Genomic DNA, 13901 nt, shown 5'->3' with positions numbered 1-13901 from the left:
GCATCCATGCCCCGCTCACGTAAGAGACGCACCGATTCATCGCGCGGCGACGACTCTCTCGACCGTCTGATCGCGGGGTGGAAGCGCACCGAGGTCAGGCGTGGCGGGGAGTGGACGGTGCAGCCGATCTCGGCTCCTCAGGCCGTCAAAGATTATGTGTGCCCGGGCTGCGGCCGCACGGTTGCCGCCGGAAGTGCCCACGTGGTCGTCTGGCGCGCCGACGGCGTCCTCGGAGACGCCGCCGACCTCGCCGCCCGACGCCACTGGCACACGCACTGTTGGAGGATTGCCTGATGGAGATTCGCGGACCCGTTCTGCTCCCCGCCCGCCGCGAAGATGTCGAGCTGCGCACGGTCGACGGGCTGACCCTCGTCGGAGAGCTGGCTCTGCCCGCCGACCGCGAACCCGCGGCCACCCTGGTGACGCTTCATCCCCTCCCCACCGCGGGCGGCTTCATGGACTCGCACATCCTGCGCAAGGCCGCCGGTCGCCTTCCGGCGCTGGCCGACCTCGCGGTCCTGCGGTTCAACACGCGCGGCACCACGTCCCCGCGGGGTACGAGCGAAGGTTCCTTCGACGGGGGTGCGAAAGAGTGCTTCGACGTCGCCGCGGCGGTCGATTTCGTGCGCGAGCGCGGTCTTCCGCGCCCGTGGCTGGTGGGATGGTCGTTCGGCACCGAGCTCGCGCTGAAGTACGGACGCGACCACGACATCGAGGGCGTCATCCTGCTCTCGCCTCCACTGCACCGGGCGACCGCCGACGAGGTCGCCGCCTGGGCGGGAGACCCGCGCCGAATGGTCGTGCTGGTTCCCGAACACGACGACTACCTGCGTCCGGACGAGGCTCGGGAGCGTTTCGCCTCGGTTCCGGATGCCACCCTCATCGCGGTCGAGGGCGGCAAGCACCTGTGGGTCGGCGAGACGCAGACCCGCCGTGTGCTCACCGAGATCGTCGCCGCGGTGAATCCCGATGCCTTGCCGCTTCCCGTCGAGTGGGACGGCGAGCTCGCGGGCTGAGGCTCAGCGTTCGTTCTGCCGGGGGATGATGACCTCGCGGTAGATGATGAGGATGCTCGCCGCCACCGGGATAGCGATGAGCGCGCCGAGCAGGTTCAGTAGTGCGCCACCGGCCAGCGCCGAGATGACGACGACCGAGCCCGGCACCGACACCGCGCGGTTCATGATGCGCGGCGAGATCACGTAGGCCTCGACCTGCATGTAGACGAGGTAGTAGATCGCCGCAGCGAGGATGGCCCACGTGGGCGTTCCGAGACCGGGGATGAGGCAGGTGAGCACGATGATCGTCGAGCCGGTGAGCGTACCCACGAGCGGGATCAGCGAGAAGAAGAACGCGATCACGGCGAGGACAGCGGGGAAGGGGGCGTTGATGATCGACAGGAAGATCGCGCTCAGGACACCGTTGATGACGCCGAGACTCACCTGTCCCATCACGTAGTAGCCCACGGAATCCGAGATCTTCTCGGCGAGTTCGATGAAGCGCGCGCGCTTCGATGCCGGTACGAGTTGATAGACGGCCGACTTCAGCGACGGGGTGGATGCCGTGAAGTAGATCGTGAGGATCAGCACGATGAACGCGCCGCCGAGGCCCGCCGCGACCGCTCCGCCGATCGTCAGCAGGCTGTTGCCGATCATGGTCGAGATGCTCCCGACGTCGAGCGTCGAGAACCAGTGTTGGATTCCGGCCCAGACCTCGTCGATCTTCAGCCAGGGGAGCGTCTGCGAGACCCACGTCTGTACGTCGGTGACGATCTCGTTCCAGCGGCCGGGTTGGAGCAGTTGCTCGATCTGGGTCACGAGCTGCGCGATCTGACTGACGATGATCGGCACGACCATGAAGATGATGCCGGCGAAAACGCCCAGCACGGCCAGGATCGTCACGAGCACGGCGGCCCATCGGGGGAGACCTCGTCGCTCGAGGAACGAGACCACCGGATCGAGCCCGAGGGAGAGGAACAGGGCCGTTCCGACGTACAGCAGGATCGTCGACAGGTTCTGCACGCTGCCGATGAGCAGAAGGCCGACCCCGACGCCGAGTGTGGCGAGCAGAGCGACCCGGAAGGGGTTGTGGATCTTCATGCCGAACGACTCCCGCATCAGCCGGGCAGGTGCGCCCGTGTCGTCAGGATACTGAGCCGTCGGCGCGTCGGAGCGCGCGACGGGCCTTGTCGGGAACTTTCAGGCACCCTCGGATAGTCTGAAACGTCGATTCGGTGGCGCCCGAGCCACCGGTGGGGATGGTGTGAAGCGTGAGATTCGTCTGGGCCGTGGTGGCATTCGTCATCGCTGCGGCCATGATCGGTGCCGGTATCGCTCAACGAACCGTTTTCCACGGACCGTCCGAGACCTCGGCGAACGTGCAGACCGAGGGGTCGACGGCGTTCACGCTGATCGACGGCGCGGTACTCAACAGCGTGCCGGGCGCCCAGACCCTGCGCGTGCAGGGCGACGGTGCGGTGTTCGCCTCGTACGGTCGCACCGCCGACGTGAAAGCATGGCTCGCCGACGTCGCGTACACCTCCGTCACGCTCGACGACGCGGGCACGGTGCAGACCTCGGAGGTCGAGCCGACGGTGACCCCCGCCTCCGGCACCGCGACCGCGGGTCGCTCGCCCGTGGACTCCGATCTCTGGCTCGATGAGTTCGAGCAGACGGGGTCGCTGTCGACAACCCTCCAGCTTCCCCGCGACATGAGTGTCCTCGTGGCCTCCGACGGCACCGCTCCGGCGCCCGCGAACATCAGTCTCACCTGGCCGATCGACGACTCCACGCCGTGGGCCGGGCCCCTGATCGTCGGCGGCGGCATCGTGCTGTTGATCGGACTGGTTCTGTACCTGCTCGGCATCCGTCACGTTCGGCGACAGCGTCGCCCGCGCCGCAAGGGTCTTCCCCTGCCCGTGACCGAGCCCATCTCGACGGTCGGCGCGGATGCCGAGAGCAAGGGCGTCGTGAGCCAGAGCCCCGTTCGTCGGGGAGGATCGCGGGTCCGCGGTGCCCTCGGCGGTCGTCGAGCCTTGGTGGCCGTGCCGGCCCTCGGTCTGTCGGTGGCCCTGCTCGCGGGATGCTCCGCAGATGCGTGGCCGCAGCTCGCCGCGACAGAGTCTCCCAGCCCCACGCCCACCGTGATCGTTCCCGAGGGACAGTTCCCGCCCGCGGTGACCGAAGCGCAGGCTCAGCGCATCGTGTCGAAGGTGTCGTCGACCGTTGCTCAGGCGGACGCCTCCCTCGACGCGAACGTCGTCGCCGAGCGCCTCGCGGGCCCGGCCCTGGCCGAGCGTCAGACCAATTACAAGCTGCGAGCCGCGATCGCGGACCGTCCGGCCCTGCCCGCGATCCCGGCGGAGCCCGTGCAGATCGTCCTGCCGCAGACCACGGGAACGTGGCCCCGCACGCTGATGACGGTGGTGGAGTCGGCGGATGCCGCGACCCCCACCACCACGATCATGATGATGACCCAGCAGACGCCGTGGGAGGAGTACAAGGCGTCCTACGTCGGCAACCTCGAGGCCTCCACCAATCTGCCCGAGCTGGCGGCGCCGTACGTGGGCGCCACGCAGGTGCCGCCGGACTCGTCGTTCCTCGTCATGGCACCCGAGAAGGTCGCTGCGGCCTACGCCGACGTCATCAACAACGGGCAGAACAGTGCCTCGTTCGCGAAATTCGACACCGCCAACGATCTCCTGCTGGCCGCGATCCAGGACAACAAGACCAAGCGCACCGACGAGCTGAACCAGACCGGTGCGGGAACGGCCGAGATCAGCTTCTCCGCCTCGGCCGGAACGGCGACACCGATCGCCCTCGCCACGCTCGACACGGGGGCCATCGTCGCCGTCAACGTGTATGAGAGCGATACGGCCAAGCCGACGAACAAAGACGCCGTGATCAAGCTGGACAACAACCCCGCGGTCAAGGCCCTCACCGGTGTCGACCAGTCTGCGACAGGCTTCACCACGACGTATTCCGATCAGGTCTTCTTCTACGTGCCCAGTCAGGGCTCCGACGACCAGATCCGCCTGCTCGGCTACCGATCCAGCCTCCTCGAAGCGAAGGTGTCCCCGTGAGTACTCCCGCCCCCGGTTCCGTGATGCGCGGCGCCGTCGACCTCTCGTCCCTGCGCAACCGCCCTCAGCCGCCCGCCGCTCCCGCGGCCGGTGATCCCGCTGCCCCCGCCCGCCCTGCCGGCGCGCTGCCGCTCGTCTTCGACGCGACCGATGACACGTTCGGAGAGGTGCTCGAGCTCTCGCGCACGGTACCGGTGGTCATCGATCTGTGGGCCGAGTGGTGTGGACCGTGCAAGCAGCTCAGCCCCGTCCTCGAGAAGGTCGTGACCGACCTCGCCGGACGCCTCGTTCTGGCGAAGGTCGACGTCGACGCGAACCCGCAGCTCGCTCAGGGGTTCCGCGCGCAGTCGATCCCGATGGTGCTCGCTCTCGTCGCCGGCCAACCGGTACCCCTGTTCACGGGCGCTGTGCCCGAGCAGCAGGTACGTGACGTCTTCGCACAGCTCCTGCAGCTCGCTGCCCAGCACGGCGTGACGGGAACCGTGCCGGTCGGCGGGGCCCCCGCCGCCGATGCTCCTGCCGCAGAGCCCGAGCTTCCCCCGCTGCACGCAGAGGCGTTCGCCGCCATCGAAGAGGGCGACTACGCCCGCGCGATCAGCGCGTACGAGCAGGCTCTCGCGGAGAACCCTCGCGACGCCGACGCACGGGCAGGTCTCGGACAGGTGCGCCTGCTCGATCGTGTTCAGGGTGCCGACCTTCACGCGGCCCGTGCTGCCGCGGCCGCTGCGCCGACCGGTCTGGAGGCGCAGTTCCTCGTCGCGGACCTCGATGTCGTGGGCGGTCACGTCGATGACGCCTTCGGCCGTCTGCTCGATCTATTCGCCGCACTGCCGGCGGAGGAGCGCGCGCCGGTCCGCGAGCGTCTGCTCGACCTGTTCGGCCTTGTCGGCGACGACGACGCCCGGGTCATCCGTGCGCGCTCGCGTCTGGCGTCGCTGCTCTTCTGACGCCCGGACGACGACGGCCCCGGACTCCCTCGGGAGGACGGGGCCGTCGTCGTTCGCGAAGGTACCTACATGAGAGACCCCGGGTACCGGGACGCAGCTCGCGGTCCCGTACCCGGGGTCTGTGGTGCCGGTGTCAGCCCCCCGCGCGGTGGTGGAGCCAGAGCACGCCGAGGGGCGGGAGGGTCAGAGTGGCGCTCCCGCGGTCGTCCGTCTCGACGGCGCCGAAGTTGCCCTGACCCGAACCGCCGAACGCCTCGGCGTCGCTGTTGAGGATCTCGGTCCACATACCCGATTCGGGCAGATCGAGCGGGAAGTCCGTCAGCGGGACACCCGAGAAATTGCAGACGACCGCGATCGTGTTCCCGTGGTGGTCGCGGCGGGCGAACGCCAGCACATTCGTGTTCCACGCGGGAGCACCGAGGCGCGAGAATGCGGCGCCGTCGTGGTCGCGCGCCCACAGCGCCGCCTGGTCGCGATAGACGCGGTTGAGCTCGGCGACGAACGAGTGCAGCTGCTTGTGGGAGGGCTGATCGAGCATCCACCAGTCGATGCTGCGCGACTCCGACCACTCCGACATCTGGCCGAACTCCTGGCCCATGAAGAGCAGCTGCTTGCCGGGGTGGCCCCACATGTACGCCAGGAACGCGCGCATGTTGGCGAGCTTCTGCCAGTGGTCGCCCGGCATCCGTCCGAAAAGGCTCCCCTTGCCGTGCACGACCTCGTCGTGGCTGATCGGCAGGACGAAATTCTCGCTGAACGAGTAGACGAACGAGAACGACAGCTCGCCCTCGTGGTGCGAACGGTACATGGGGTCGCGCCCGATGTACTGCAGCGAGTCGTTCATCCACCCCATGTTCCACTTGAACCCGAAGCCGAGGCCCGCGTGCGAGGTGGGGGCGGTCACGCCCGGGAAGCTGGTCGACTCCTCGGCGATCAGCGCGATGCCGGGATAACGCTTGTAGGACGTCGCGTTGACCTCCTGCAGGAAGCGGATGGCCTCGAGGTTCTCACGGCCGCCGAACTGGTTGGGCGCCCACTCGCCGTCGTTGCGGGAGTAATCGAGGTAGAGCATGGATGCCACGGCATCCACTCGCAGGCCGTCGACGTGGAACTCCTCGAACCAGTACAGCGCGTTCGCGACGAGGAAGTTGCGCACCTCGTTGCGGCCGTAATCGAAGATGAGCGTGCCCCAGTCCTTGTGCTCGCCGCGACGGGGGTCCGGGTGCTCGTACAGGGCCTCGCCGTCGAAGCGGGCGAGGGCGAAGTCGTCCTTGGGGAAGTGCCCCGGGACCCAGTCCATGATCACGCCGATGCCGGCCTGATGCAGGCGGTCGATGAGGTAGCGCAGGTCGTCGGGGGAGCCGAAGCGACTGGTCGGGGCGTAGTAGCCCGACACCTGATAGCCCCATGATCCGCCGAAGGGGTGCTCGGCGAGGGGGAGGAACTCGACGTGGGTGAAGCCCTGGGCGCCGACGTAGCTGATGATCTCGTCTGCCGCTTCGCGGTACGACAGGCCCGGCTTCCAGGAGCCGAAGTGGAGTTCGTAGATCGACATCGGTCGGTCGATCGGCGCCGTGCGCGAACGCTCGTCGATCCAGTCGCTGTCGGCCCAGACGTACTCCGAGTCGGTGACGACGGATGCCGTGGCGGGGGGCACCTCGGCGAGGCGGGCCATGGGGTCGGCCTTCTCGATCCACTGCCCTGCGCGGGTGAGGATCTCGAACTTGTAGCGGGTGCCGGCGCCGATACCGGGGATGAAGACCTCCCAGACGCCGCTCCCGCCCATCGAACGCATGGCGTGGCCGGAGCCGTCCCAGCCGTTGAAGTCGCCGATCACGCGAAGGGCGCGCGCGTCGGGAGCCCAGACGGTGAAAGCCGTGCCGGTCGAACCGTCGAGCTCGCGCACGTGAGCGCCGAGAACGCGCCAGAGCTCCTCGTGACGGCCCTCGGTGATGAGGTGCAGGTCGAGCTCGCCCACAGAGGGTGCGTGCCGGTACCCGTCGTCGGACACGTGCTCGGAACCGTCGTAGGACGCGCGAACGGTGTAGGCACCGGGGTAGGCCGCGACGGGTGCTTCCCAGATTCCTCCGCGCACGTGCGCGAGCGGGACAGACGTACCGTCGGCGAGCTCGGCGACCACCTCGCGGGCGAGGGGGCGACGCGAGCGGATGACCCACCCCGCGCCCGTCTCGTGCACGCCCAGCACGCTGTGCGGGTCGTGATGGGCGCCGTGAGCGACGGCGTCCAGGATCTCGGGGGGAAGAGCTGTCATCGGTTCTCCTTGACGTGCAGGACGTGCACCGGCTCGACGAAGGCGTCGAGGCGGACGAAGTTGTGGTCGGCCCAGCTCCAGACCTGGCCGGTGACCAGGTCTTCGACCTCGTACGAGGCACCGGGTTCGATGCCGAACACGGTCGTGTCGAGGTGCACGGTGGTCTCGCGGGCGGAATGCGGATCGACGTTGGCGACGACGATGATGGTGTCGCTCTCGCCGGTGGGGGAGAGGGCGGCGGCCAGGTGCTTGGAGTAGACGAGGATCGAGTCGTCGTCGCTCCAGTGGATGTCGAGGTTCCGCAGCTGCCGCAGCGCCGGGTGCGCACGACGTGCCCCATTGAGCATTCGCAGGTAGGGGGCGAGCGAGTCTCCTGCGGCCTCCGCGGCGCCCCAGTCGCGGAACTTGTACTCGAACTTCTCGTTGTCGATGTTCTCTTCGGCTCCGGGGCGCGCCACGTTCTCGAAGAGTTCGTAGCCGGCGTACACCCCGTAGGTGGGCGCGGCGGTGGCGGCGATCGCGGCGCGGACCTTGTACGCCGGCCGGCCTCCGAACTGCAGGTATTCGGTGAGGATGTCGGGGGTGTTGACGAACAGGTTGGGCCTCAGGAAGTCGGAGGTCTCGTGAGCGAGACCGCCGAGGAACTCCTCGAGCTCCTCCTTCGTGTTGCGCCACGTGAAGTACGTGTAGCTCTGCTGGAATCCGGCCATCGCGAGGCCTTGCAGGGGCGCCGGACGGGTGAATGCTTCCGCGAGGAACACCGCTGCGGGCTCCTCGGCGCTGACGGTGGCGATGAGCCACTCCCAGAACTGCAGGGGCTTGGTGTGCGGGTTGTCGACGCGGAAGATCGTGACGCCCTGCGCGATCCAGTGCCGCACGATCCGCAGGACCTCGGCGCGGATGCCCTCGGGGTCGTTGTCGAAGTTGATCGGATAGATGTCCTGGTACTTCTTCGGCGGGTTCTCGGCGAACGCGATCGAGCCGTCGGGGAGGGTCGTGAACCACTCGGGGTGCTCCGTGACCCAGGGGTGGTCGGGCGAGGCCTGCAACGCCAGGTCGAGCGCGACCTCGATGGCGTTCTCCCGAGCGGTCTGGACGAACGCGCGGAAGTCGTCGAGCGTGCCGAGATCGGGGTGCACGGTGTCGTGCCCGCCCGCGGCGGCACCGATGGCCCACGGCGAACCGGGGTCTCCCGGCTCGGTGACGAGGGTGTTGTTCGGGCCCTTGCGGTTCGTCTGACCGATCGGGTGGATCGGTGGGAGGTACACCACGTCGAAGCCCATGTCGGCCACGGCCGGGAGACGCTCCGCGGCGGTGCGGAAAGTCCCGCTGATGACGGATCCGTCCTCGGCGCGATGCGCACCCTCGGAGCGGGGGAAGAACTCGTACCACGCGCCCACGCCGGCGCGCTCGCGTTCGACCAGCAGCTCGGCATCCCGTCCGACCGAGACCAGACCCATCAGCGGTCGGGCGTCGAACAGCGCGGCGATCTCGGGGTCGCGGACGATCTGAAGGGCCGTGTCGTCGTGCACGTCGGGATCGCGGAGCGCGCGGGCCGCGTCGTACAGACGGTCTTTGTCGACGCCCGGACGCTTCTTCTCGCCCCGCGCGCGGTCGAAGAGTTGTGCACCCATCTCGCGCATGAGAGCGACGTCGACGCCCGCCGCGATCTTGAGTTCGGCCGCGTGCTTCCACGTGGCGAAATCGTCGGCGAACGACTCGAAGCGGAAACGCCACACGCCCTGTTCGAGCGGCGCAACGAGCGTCGACCAGCGATCGAAGCCGTCGTTCAGCGGGCTCAAGCGGTGCAGCGACTCGTCGCCCGACGGCGAGAAGAGGCGCAACTGCACGCCGATCCGGTCGTGCCCCTCGCGGAAAGCCGTGACGGTGAACGGCACCGCCTCGCCGACGTACGCGGACGGGCGGAACTGCCCGCCCGGCACGCTCGGGTGCGGGAGAGCCAGGGGGATGCGCGGGGTGACCACGCTGCGCGAAGTGGGCGTCGGCTTGACCGGACGCACGGGAATCGAGGCGGCGCTGCGCCAGGGCAGCTCGGGCGAGGGAGTCGTCGTGGTGGCCACGGTCCGAACCTATCGCGGGCCGCCCACCTCGCCGTACGGTTTCGCTCGGCCTTGACAGCGGGCCCGGATCAGTCGACGCGGAACAGACGCATCGAGGCACCCGCGATCGGGACGAGGTCTCCGGGTGAGAAGCGCTCGACGTCGTCGGACGGCTTCTCGTCAGCGCTCGACCAGAGGGACACGTATTCAGCCCCGTCGATCCCGGGCAGCACGATCTCGGTGGCGGACTCGGTGCCGTGCACGACGAGCAGGACGCGATTGGGCTCTTCGTCCTCGGGCGTCGAGGTGGCCAGGTACTGCAGGGTCCGGTGCGCGGGGTCGTTCCAACGGTCGCTCGACATCGTCTCGCCGTGTTCGTCGAACCAGTCCATGACGGATGCCGAGGGGATGACCTCGCCGAGCCGGGCGAACCGCCTGGGGCGGAGCGCGGGGTTGTCGCGGCGCAGCTGCGTCAGCCGTTGCGTGTGGGCGAAGAGGTCGCGCTGCCATTCCGCGAGATCCCACGAGAGCCACGTGAGAGCGGAGTCGTGGCAGTACGCGTTGTTGTTGCCGCGCTGCGTGCGTCCCATCTCGTCTCCCGCCGTGATCATGGGCACGCCCGCCGACAGCAGCAGGGTGCCCATGAGGTTGCGCATCGCCTTGCGCCGCGTGGCGAGCACCCCCTCATCGTCGGTCCGGCCTTCGGCACCGTGGTTGAACGAGCGGTTCGTGTCGGCGCCGTCGCGGTTCTGCTCGCCGTTTCCGAGGTTGTGCTTGACGTCGTACGAGACGAGATCGCGCAGCGTGAAGCCGTCGTGCGCGGTGACGAAGTTGACGCTCGCGAGGGGGCCGCGCTCCTCGCTGAAGGTGTTCGACGAGCCCGCGAGGCGTGTGGCGAAGCCGCCGATCCCGACCGGCGCGGTGTCGGCTCGGCGGGCGTAGTCGATGTCGCTCAGCCAGAAGTTGCGCACGCGGTCGCGGTAGCGGTCGTTCCACTCCAACCAGCCGTCTCCGAAGTTGCCGGTCTGCCAACCGCCCATGCCGACGTCCCACGGTTCGGCGATGAGCTTGGTGCCCGCCAAGCGTTCGTCGTCGCGGATCGCCTTCAGCAGGGCATGGTCCGGCGTGAACGAGTGGTTCTCGTCACGACCGAGCGTGACCGCCAGATCGAAGCGGAAGCCGTCGATCTGCACGTCGTCGCTCCAGTACCGCAACGAATCGAGCACCAGACGCGCGGCGGCATCCGTCGAGGTGTTCAGCGCGTTGCCGCAGCCGGTCTCGTCGATGTACGCGCCGTCGGCGGTCTGGCGGTAGTAGGCCTTGTTGTCGATGCCGCGCAAGCTCGTGCGGGGGCCGCCGATGCCCTCTTCCGCCGTGTGGTTGTAGACGACATCGAGGAGCACCTCGAGGCCGGCCTCGTGAAGGAGCTTCACCATGCCCTTGAACTCGCGCAGCACCGCCTCGGGCCCCTCGGCGCGGCTCGCGGCCGTGGCGTAGGGGGCGTGCGGCGTGAAGAAGTTCAGCGAGTTGTACCCCCAGTAATTCGACAGGCCGAGCTGCAGAAGGCGCGGTTCGGTGGCGAACGCATGCACCGGCAACAGCTCGACGCTGGTCACGCCGAGCGAGAGCAGGTGGTCGATCATCGCGGGGTGCGCGAGTCCCGCGTAGGTACCGTGCAGCGCGGGCGGGATGAACGGATGCCGCTTGGTGAGCCCCTTCACGTGCCCCTCGTAGATCACCGTGCGGTCCAGCGGTACGCGAGGCTTCGTCGAACTGCCCCAGTCGAAGGAGCCCTCCACCACTACCGAGCGCCAATCGCCGTAGCTGCCCGAGACGAGCCCGCGCGAGTACGGCTCGATGAGCAGCGACTGCGGATTGAAGGTGTGCCCCGGGCCGTGCGGGCCGCCGACGCGGATCGCGTAGCGGGCACCGGGCCGGAGCAGGGGAGTGCTCGCTTCGAAGACTCCGCCCCCGACGGGGGTCATGGCGATGGTCTCGGTCGCCCAGTCGAGATCGACCTCGTCGAAGACGAGCAGCTGCATCGCGTCGGCGGAGCCCGACCAGACGCGCAGGGTGCCGCCGTCGGGGTCGAGGCGCACACCCAGGTCGTCGAGCGACGAACGGAGCAGGGCGGGGCGGGCGGACAGGACAGTCTCGGGTCGGACCATGCGTCTTAGGGTAGTGAAAGGCGCTGGCGATACCGGGAGGGCGACGATGCGGATCTACCTCGATCACGCGGCGACCACCCCCCTGCGCCCCGAGGCGCGCGCGGCGTGGCTCGCCGCGCACGACGTGCTCGGCAACCCCTCCTCGATCCATGCCGCGGGGCAGGAGGCCCGCCGTCTGCTCGAAGACGCGCGCGAGGCCGTCGCGGCGGTCCTCGGGTGCCAGCCCATCGAGGTGGTCTTCACTTCCGGCGGCACCGAGGCCGCGAACCTCGCTCTCAAGGGCCTGTGGTGGTCGCGTGCGGCCGGGGCGGGAGTGATCGTGCTGCCCGACGGTGAGCATCACGCGACGCTCGACGCCGTGGCATGGCTCTCCTCGACGCAGGGCGCGCATGTGCGGGCGGTGCCCCTCGACCCGCTCGGACGCATCGACGTCGATGCCTTCGCGAGCGCCCTTCCCGGTGCCGCCCTCGCCACGGCCCTCGCCGCGAGCAACGAGGTGGGCACGATCCAGGATGCCGCCGACCTCGCGGCCCGCGCACGTGACGCCGGTGTACCTCTGCATCTCGACGCCGTCTCGGCGCTCGGCCAGATTCCGGTCGACTTCGCCGCGTGGCGCGGGACGGGCGGCGATTCGTCCGGGCTCGTCGCGATGTCGGTGTCGGCGCACAAGGTCGGCGGTCCGGTCGGAGTCGGCGCGGCCGTCGTGTCGCGTCACGGTCGGCTGACCCCGCTCGTCCACGGCGGCGGGCAGCAGCGTGCCCTGCGCGCCGGGACGCAGGACGTCGCCGGAGCCGCGGCCTTCGCCGCCGCGGTCACCGCGGCCGAGCGCGAGCGGAGCGACGAGGCCGTGCGTCTCGCAGCGCTGCGGAATCGCCTCGTCTCCGGCATCCTGTCGTCGATTCCCTCGGCCCGGTTGCTCGGGCACCCCACCGAGCGCCTTCCCGGCAACGCTCACGTGCTGTTCCCGGATGCCGCCGGCGAGACGCTGCTGTTCCTGCTCGACATGGAGCAGATCGCCGTCTCGACGGGGTCGGCGTGTCAGGCCGGTGTCGCGGAGCCGTCGCACGTGGTGCTCGCTCTCGGGCTCGACGATCGCGCGGCCCGTTCGGTGCTGAGATTCACCCTCGGCCGCACCTCCACTGACGCCGACGTCGACGCCGTCCTCACCCGTCTTCCCGATGCGTACGCCCGTGCCGTGGCATCCGGCGCCCGTTCAGACCGACGTTCGTAGACTGGGACGATGCGAGTTCTGGCGGCGATGAGCGGTGGAGTCGACTCCGCGGTGGCTGCGGCCCGCGCGGTGGAGGCGGGCCACGACGTGGTCGGCGTGCACCTGGCGCTCTCTCGCGCCGGCGGCACGCTGCGGGCCGGCAGCCGTGGGTGCTGCACGATCGAAGATGCGATGGACGCGCGGCGGGCGGCTGACAAGCTCGGCATGCCGTTCTACGTGTGGGACTTCTCGGAGCGGTTCCGCGACGACGTCATCGACGATTTCGTGTCGGAGTACCGCGCTGGCCGCACGCCGAACCCCTGCATGCGGTGCAACGAGAAGATCAAGTTCGCAGCGCTGCTCGAGCGTGCGCTCGAACTCGGCTTCGATGCGGTGTGCACCGGGCACTACGCCACGCTCGTCGACACGCCCGAGGGGCGCGAGCTGCACCGGGCCTCCGACAACGCCAAGGACCAGTCCTATGTGCTCGGCGTGCTCACGGCGGAGCAGCTCGCCCATACGTACTTCCCGCTCGGATCGACCCCCTCGAAGGCGCTCGTGCGCGCCGAGGCGGAGCAGCGCGGGCTCTCCGTGGCGCAGAAGCCCGACAGTCACGACATCTGCTTCATCCCCGACGGCGACACGCGCGGCTGGCTCGCCGACAAGGTGGGTGCCGAGCGCGGTGAGATCCTCGACCGCACGGGCGCCGTCGTGGGCACCCATGAGGGAGCGCACGCCTTCACCGTCGGGCAGCGCCGCGGCTTGCAGCTGGGCGTTCCGGCGGCGGACGGCAAGCCCCGCTTCGTCCTCGAAGTGCGTCCGATCAACAACACCGTCGTCGTCGGCCCCAAGGAGGCGCTCGCGTGCTCCGAGATCGCGGGGGAGCGCTTCACCTGGGCCGGGCGGGCGCCCTCGTCGAGCTCGTTCGCGTGCCACGCGCAGATCCGCGCGCACGCCGATCCCGTTCCCGCGACGGCGGAGATCGCCGACGGCGTCCTCACGGTGCGCCCCGAGACGCCGTTCGACGGCGTCGCGCCCGGGCAGACCGCGGTGCTCTACGACGGCACGCGCGTGCTCGGACAGTTCACGATCGACCGGACGGTGTCGGCGGTCCCGGTCGAGGCCTGAGGGCTGTCACACTTCGCTGTCGGCATCCGACTCCTCTC

At 69.2% G+C, this 13901-nt stretch carries 10 protein-coding genes; 6 read left to right on the top strand and 4 right to left on the bottom strand.

What is annotated here, in order from left to right; translation table 11 throughout:
* Positions 1–6 precede the first annotated feature (6 nt).
* Both NE358_RS09065 and NE358_RS09060 read left to right on the top strand, forming a co-directional pair.
* A complete protein-coding gene (locus NE358_RS09065; RefSeq protein ID WP_141377718.1) occupies positions 7–294 on the top strand; it encodes an Rv1322 family protein in 288 nt (95 codons plus the stop codon).
* Positions 294–1016, top strand: coding sequence for an alpha/beta hydrolase (locus NE358_RS09060; protein WP_141377720.1), 723 nt, complete (start codon positions 294–296; stop codon positions 1014–1016). Before NE358_RS09065 ends, NE358_RS09060 begins: the two co-directional genes overlap by 1 nt.
* A gap of 3 nt (positions 1017–1019) precedes the next feature.
* On the opposite strand, the gene NE358_RS09055 is transcribed toward NE358_RS09060, so the two are convergent.
* The gene (locus NE358_RS09055) at positions 1020–2096 is read right to left on the bottom strand and encodes an AI-2E family transporter (RefSeq protein WP_289937717.1); all 1077 of its coding nucleotides are present in this window, start codon (positions 2094–2096) and stop codon (positions 1020–1022) included.
* Between the two features lie 170 nt (positions 2097–2266).
* On the opposite strand from NE358_RS09055, the gene NE358_RS09050 reads away from it, so the two are divergent.
* Both NE358_RS09050 and NE358_RS09045 read left to right on the top strand, forming a co-directional pair.
* The gene (locus tag NE358_RS09050) at positions 2267–4078 is read left to right on the top strand and encodes a DUF8094 domain-containing protein (protein WP_289937716.1); all 1812 of its coding nucleotides are present in this window, start codon (positions 2267–2269) and stop codon (positions 4076–4078) included.
* A complete protein-coding gene (locus NE358_RS09045; RefSeq protein WP_289937714.1) occupies positions 4075–5025 on the top strand; it encodes a tetratricopeptide repeat protein in 951 nt (316 codons plus the stop codon). Before NE358_RS09050 ends, NE358_RS09045 begins: the two co-directional genes overlap by 4 nt.
* 133 nt (positions 5026–5158) lie before the next feature.
* Here NE358_RS09045 and glgB read toward each other — a convergent pair whose 3' ends face one another.
* The 3 genes from glgB to glgX all read right to left on the bottom strand — a co-directional run bounded on the left by glgB (position 5159) and on the right by glgX (position 11525).
* Positions 5159–7297: a 1,4-alpha-glucan branching protein GlgB gene (glgB, locus tag NE358_RS09040; protein WP_116239903.1), complete on the bottom strand. Its 2139-nt coding sequence runs from the start codon at positions 7295–7297 to the stop codon at positions 5159–5161.
* Positions 7294–9378 (bottom strand): maltotransferase domain-containing protein, encoded by a 2085-nt coding sequence (locus NE358_RS09035; RefSeq protein WP_174799689.1) that lies wholly within the window; start codon positions 9376–9378, stop codon positions 7294–7296. The genes glgB and NE358_RS09035 overlap by 4 nt, the downstream gene beginning before the upstream one ends.
* Before the next feature lie 68 nt (positions 9379–9446).
* Positions 9447–11525, bottom strand: a complete 2079-nt coding sequence (gene glgX, locus NE358_RS09030; protein ID WP_289937709.1) for a glycogen debranching protein GlgX — start codon at positions 11523–11525, stop codon at positions 9447–9449.
* A 46-nt stretch (positions 11526–11571) separates the two neighbouring features.
* Here glgX and NE358_RS09025 point away from each other — a divergent pair, with 46 nt between their 5' ends.
* Both NE358_RS09025 and mnmA read left to right on the top strand, forming a co-directional pair.
* Entirely contained in the window at positions 11572–12756 is a 1185-nt protein-coding gene (locus NE358_RS09025; RefSeq protein WP_289937707.1) for a cysteine desulfurase family protein, read from the top strand.
* Between the two features lie 9 nt (positions 12757–12765).
* Positions 12766–13863 carry a tRNA 2-thiouridine(34) synthase MnmA gene (mnmA, locus tag NE358_RS09020; protein ID WP_141377728.1) on the top strand — a complete coding sequence of 366 codons (1098 nt, stop codon included), beginning with the start codon at positions 12766–12768 and terminating at the stop codon, positions 13861–13863.
* Positions 13864–13901 lie beyond the last annotated feature (38 nt).

This window comes from Sphingomonas sp. G5, from assembly GCF_052660795.1.
Note: the sequence above shows the minus strand (reverse complement) of the source record. Positions and strands in the feature narration are given on the sequence as shown.

Bases quoted from the DNA above. Each gene is read 5' to 3' on its own strand.
- NE358_RS09060 (WP_141377720.1), top strand. From the start codon at position 294: ATGGAGATTCGCGGACCCGTTCTGCTCCCCGCCCGCCGCGAAGATGTC.
- NE358_RS09065 (WP_141377718.1), top strand. From the start codon at position 7: ATGCCCCGCTCACGTAAGAGACGCACCGATTCATCGCGCGGCGACGAC.
- mnmA (WP_141377728.1), top strand. From the start codon at position 12,766: ATGCGAGTTCTGGCGGCGATGAGCGGTGGAGTCGACTCCGCGGTGGCT.
- glgX (WP_289937709.1), bottom strand. From the start codon at position 11,525: ATGGTCCGACCCGAGACTGTCCTGTCCGCCCGCCCCGCCCTGCTCCGT.
- NE358_RS09025 (WP_289937707.1), top strand. From the start codon at position 11,572: ATGCGGATCTACCTCGATCACGCGGCGACCACCCCCCTGCGCCCCGAG.
- glgB (WP_116239903.1), bottom strand. From the start codon at position 7,297: ATGACAGCTCTTCCCCCCGAGATCCTGGACGCCGTCGCTCACGGCGCC.
- NE358_RS09055 (WP_289937717.1), bottom strand. From the start codon at position 2,096: ATGAAGATCCACAACCCCTTCCGGGTCGCTCTGCTCGCCACACTCGGC.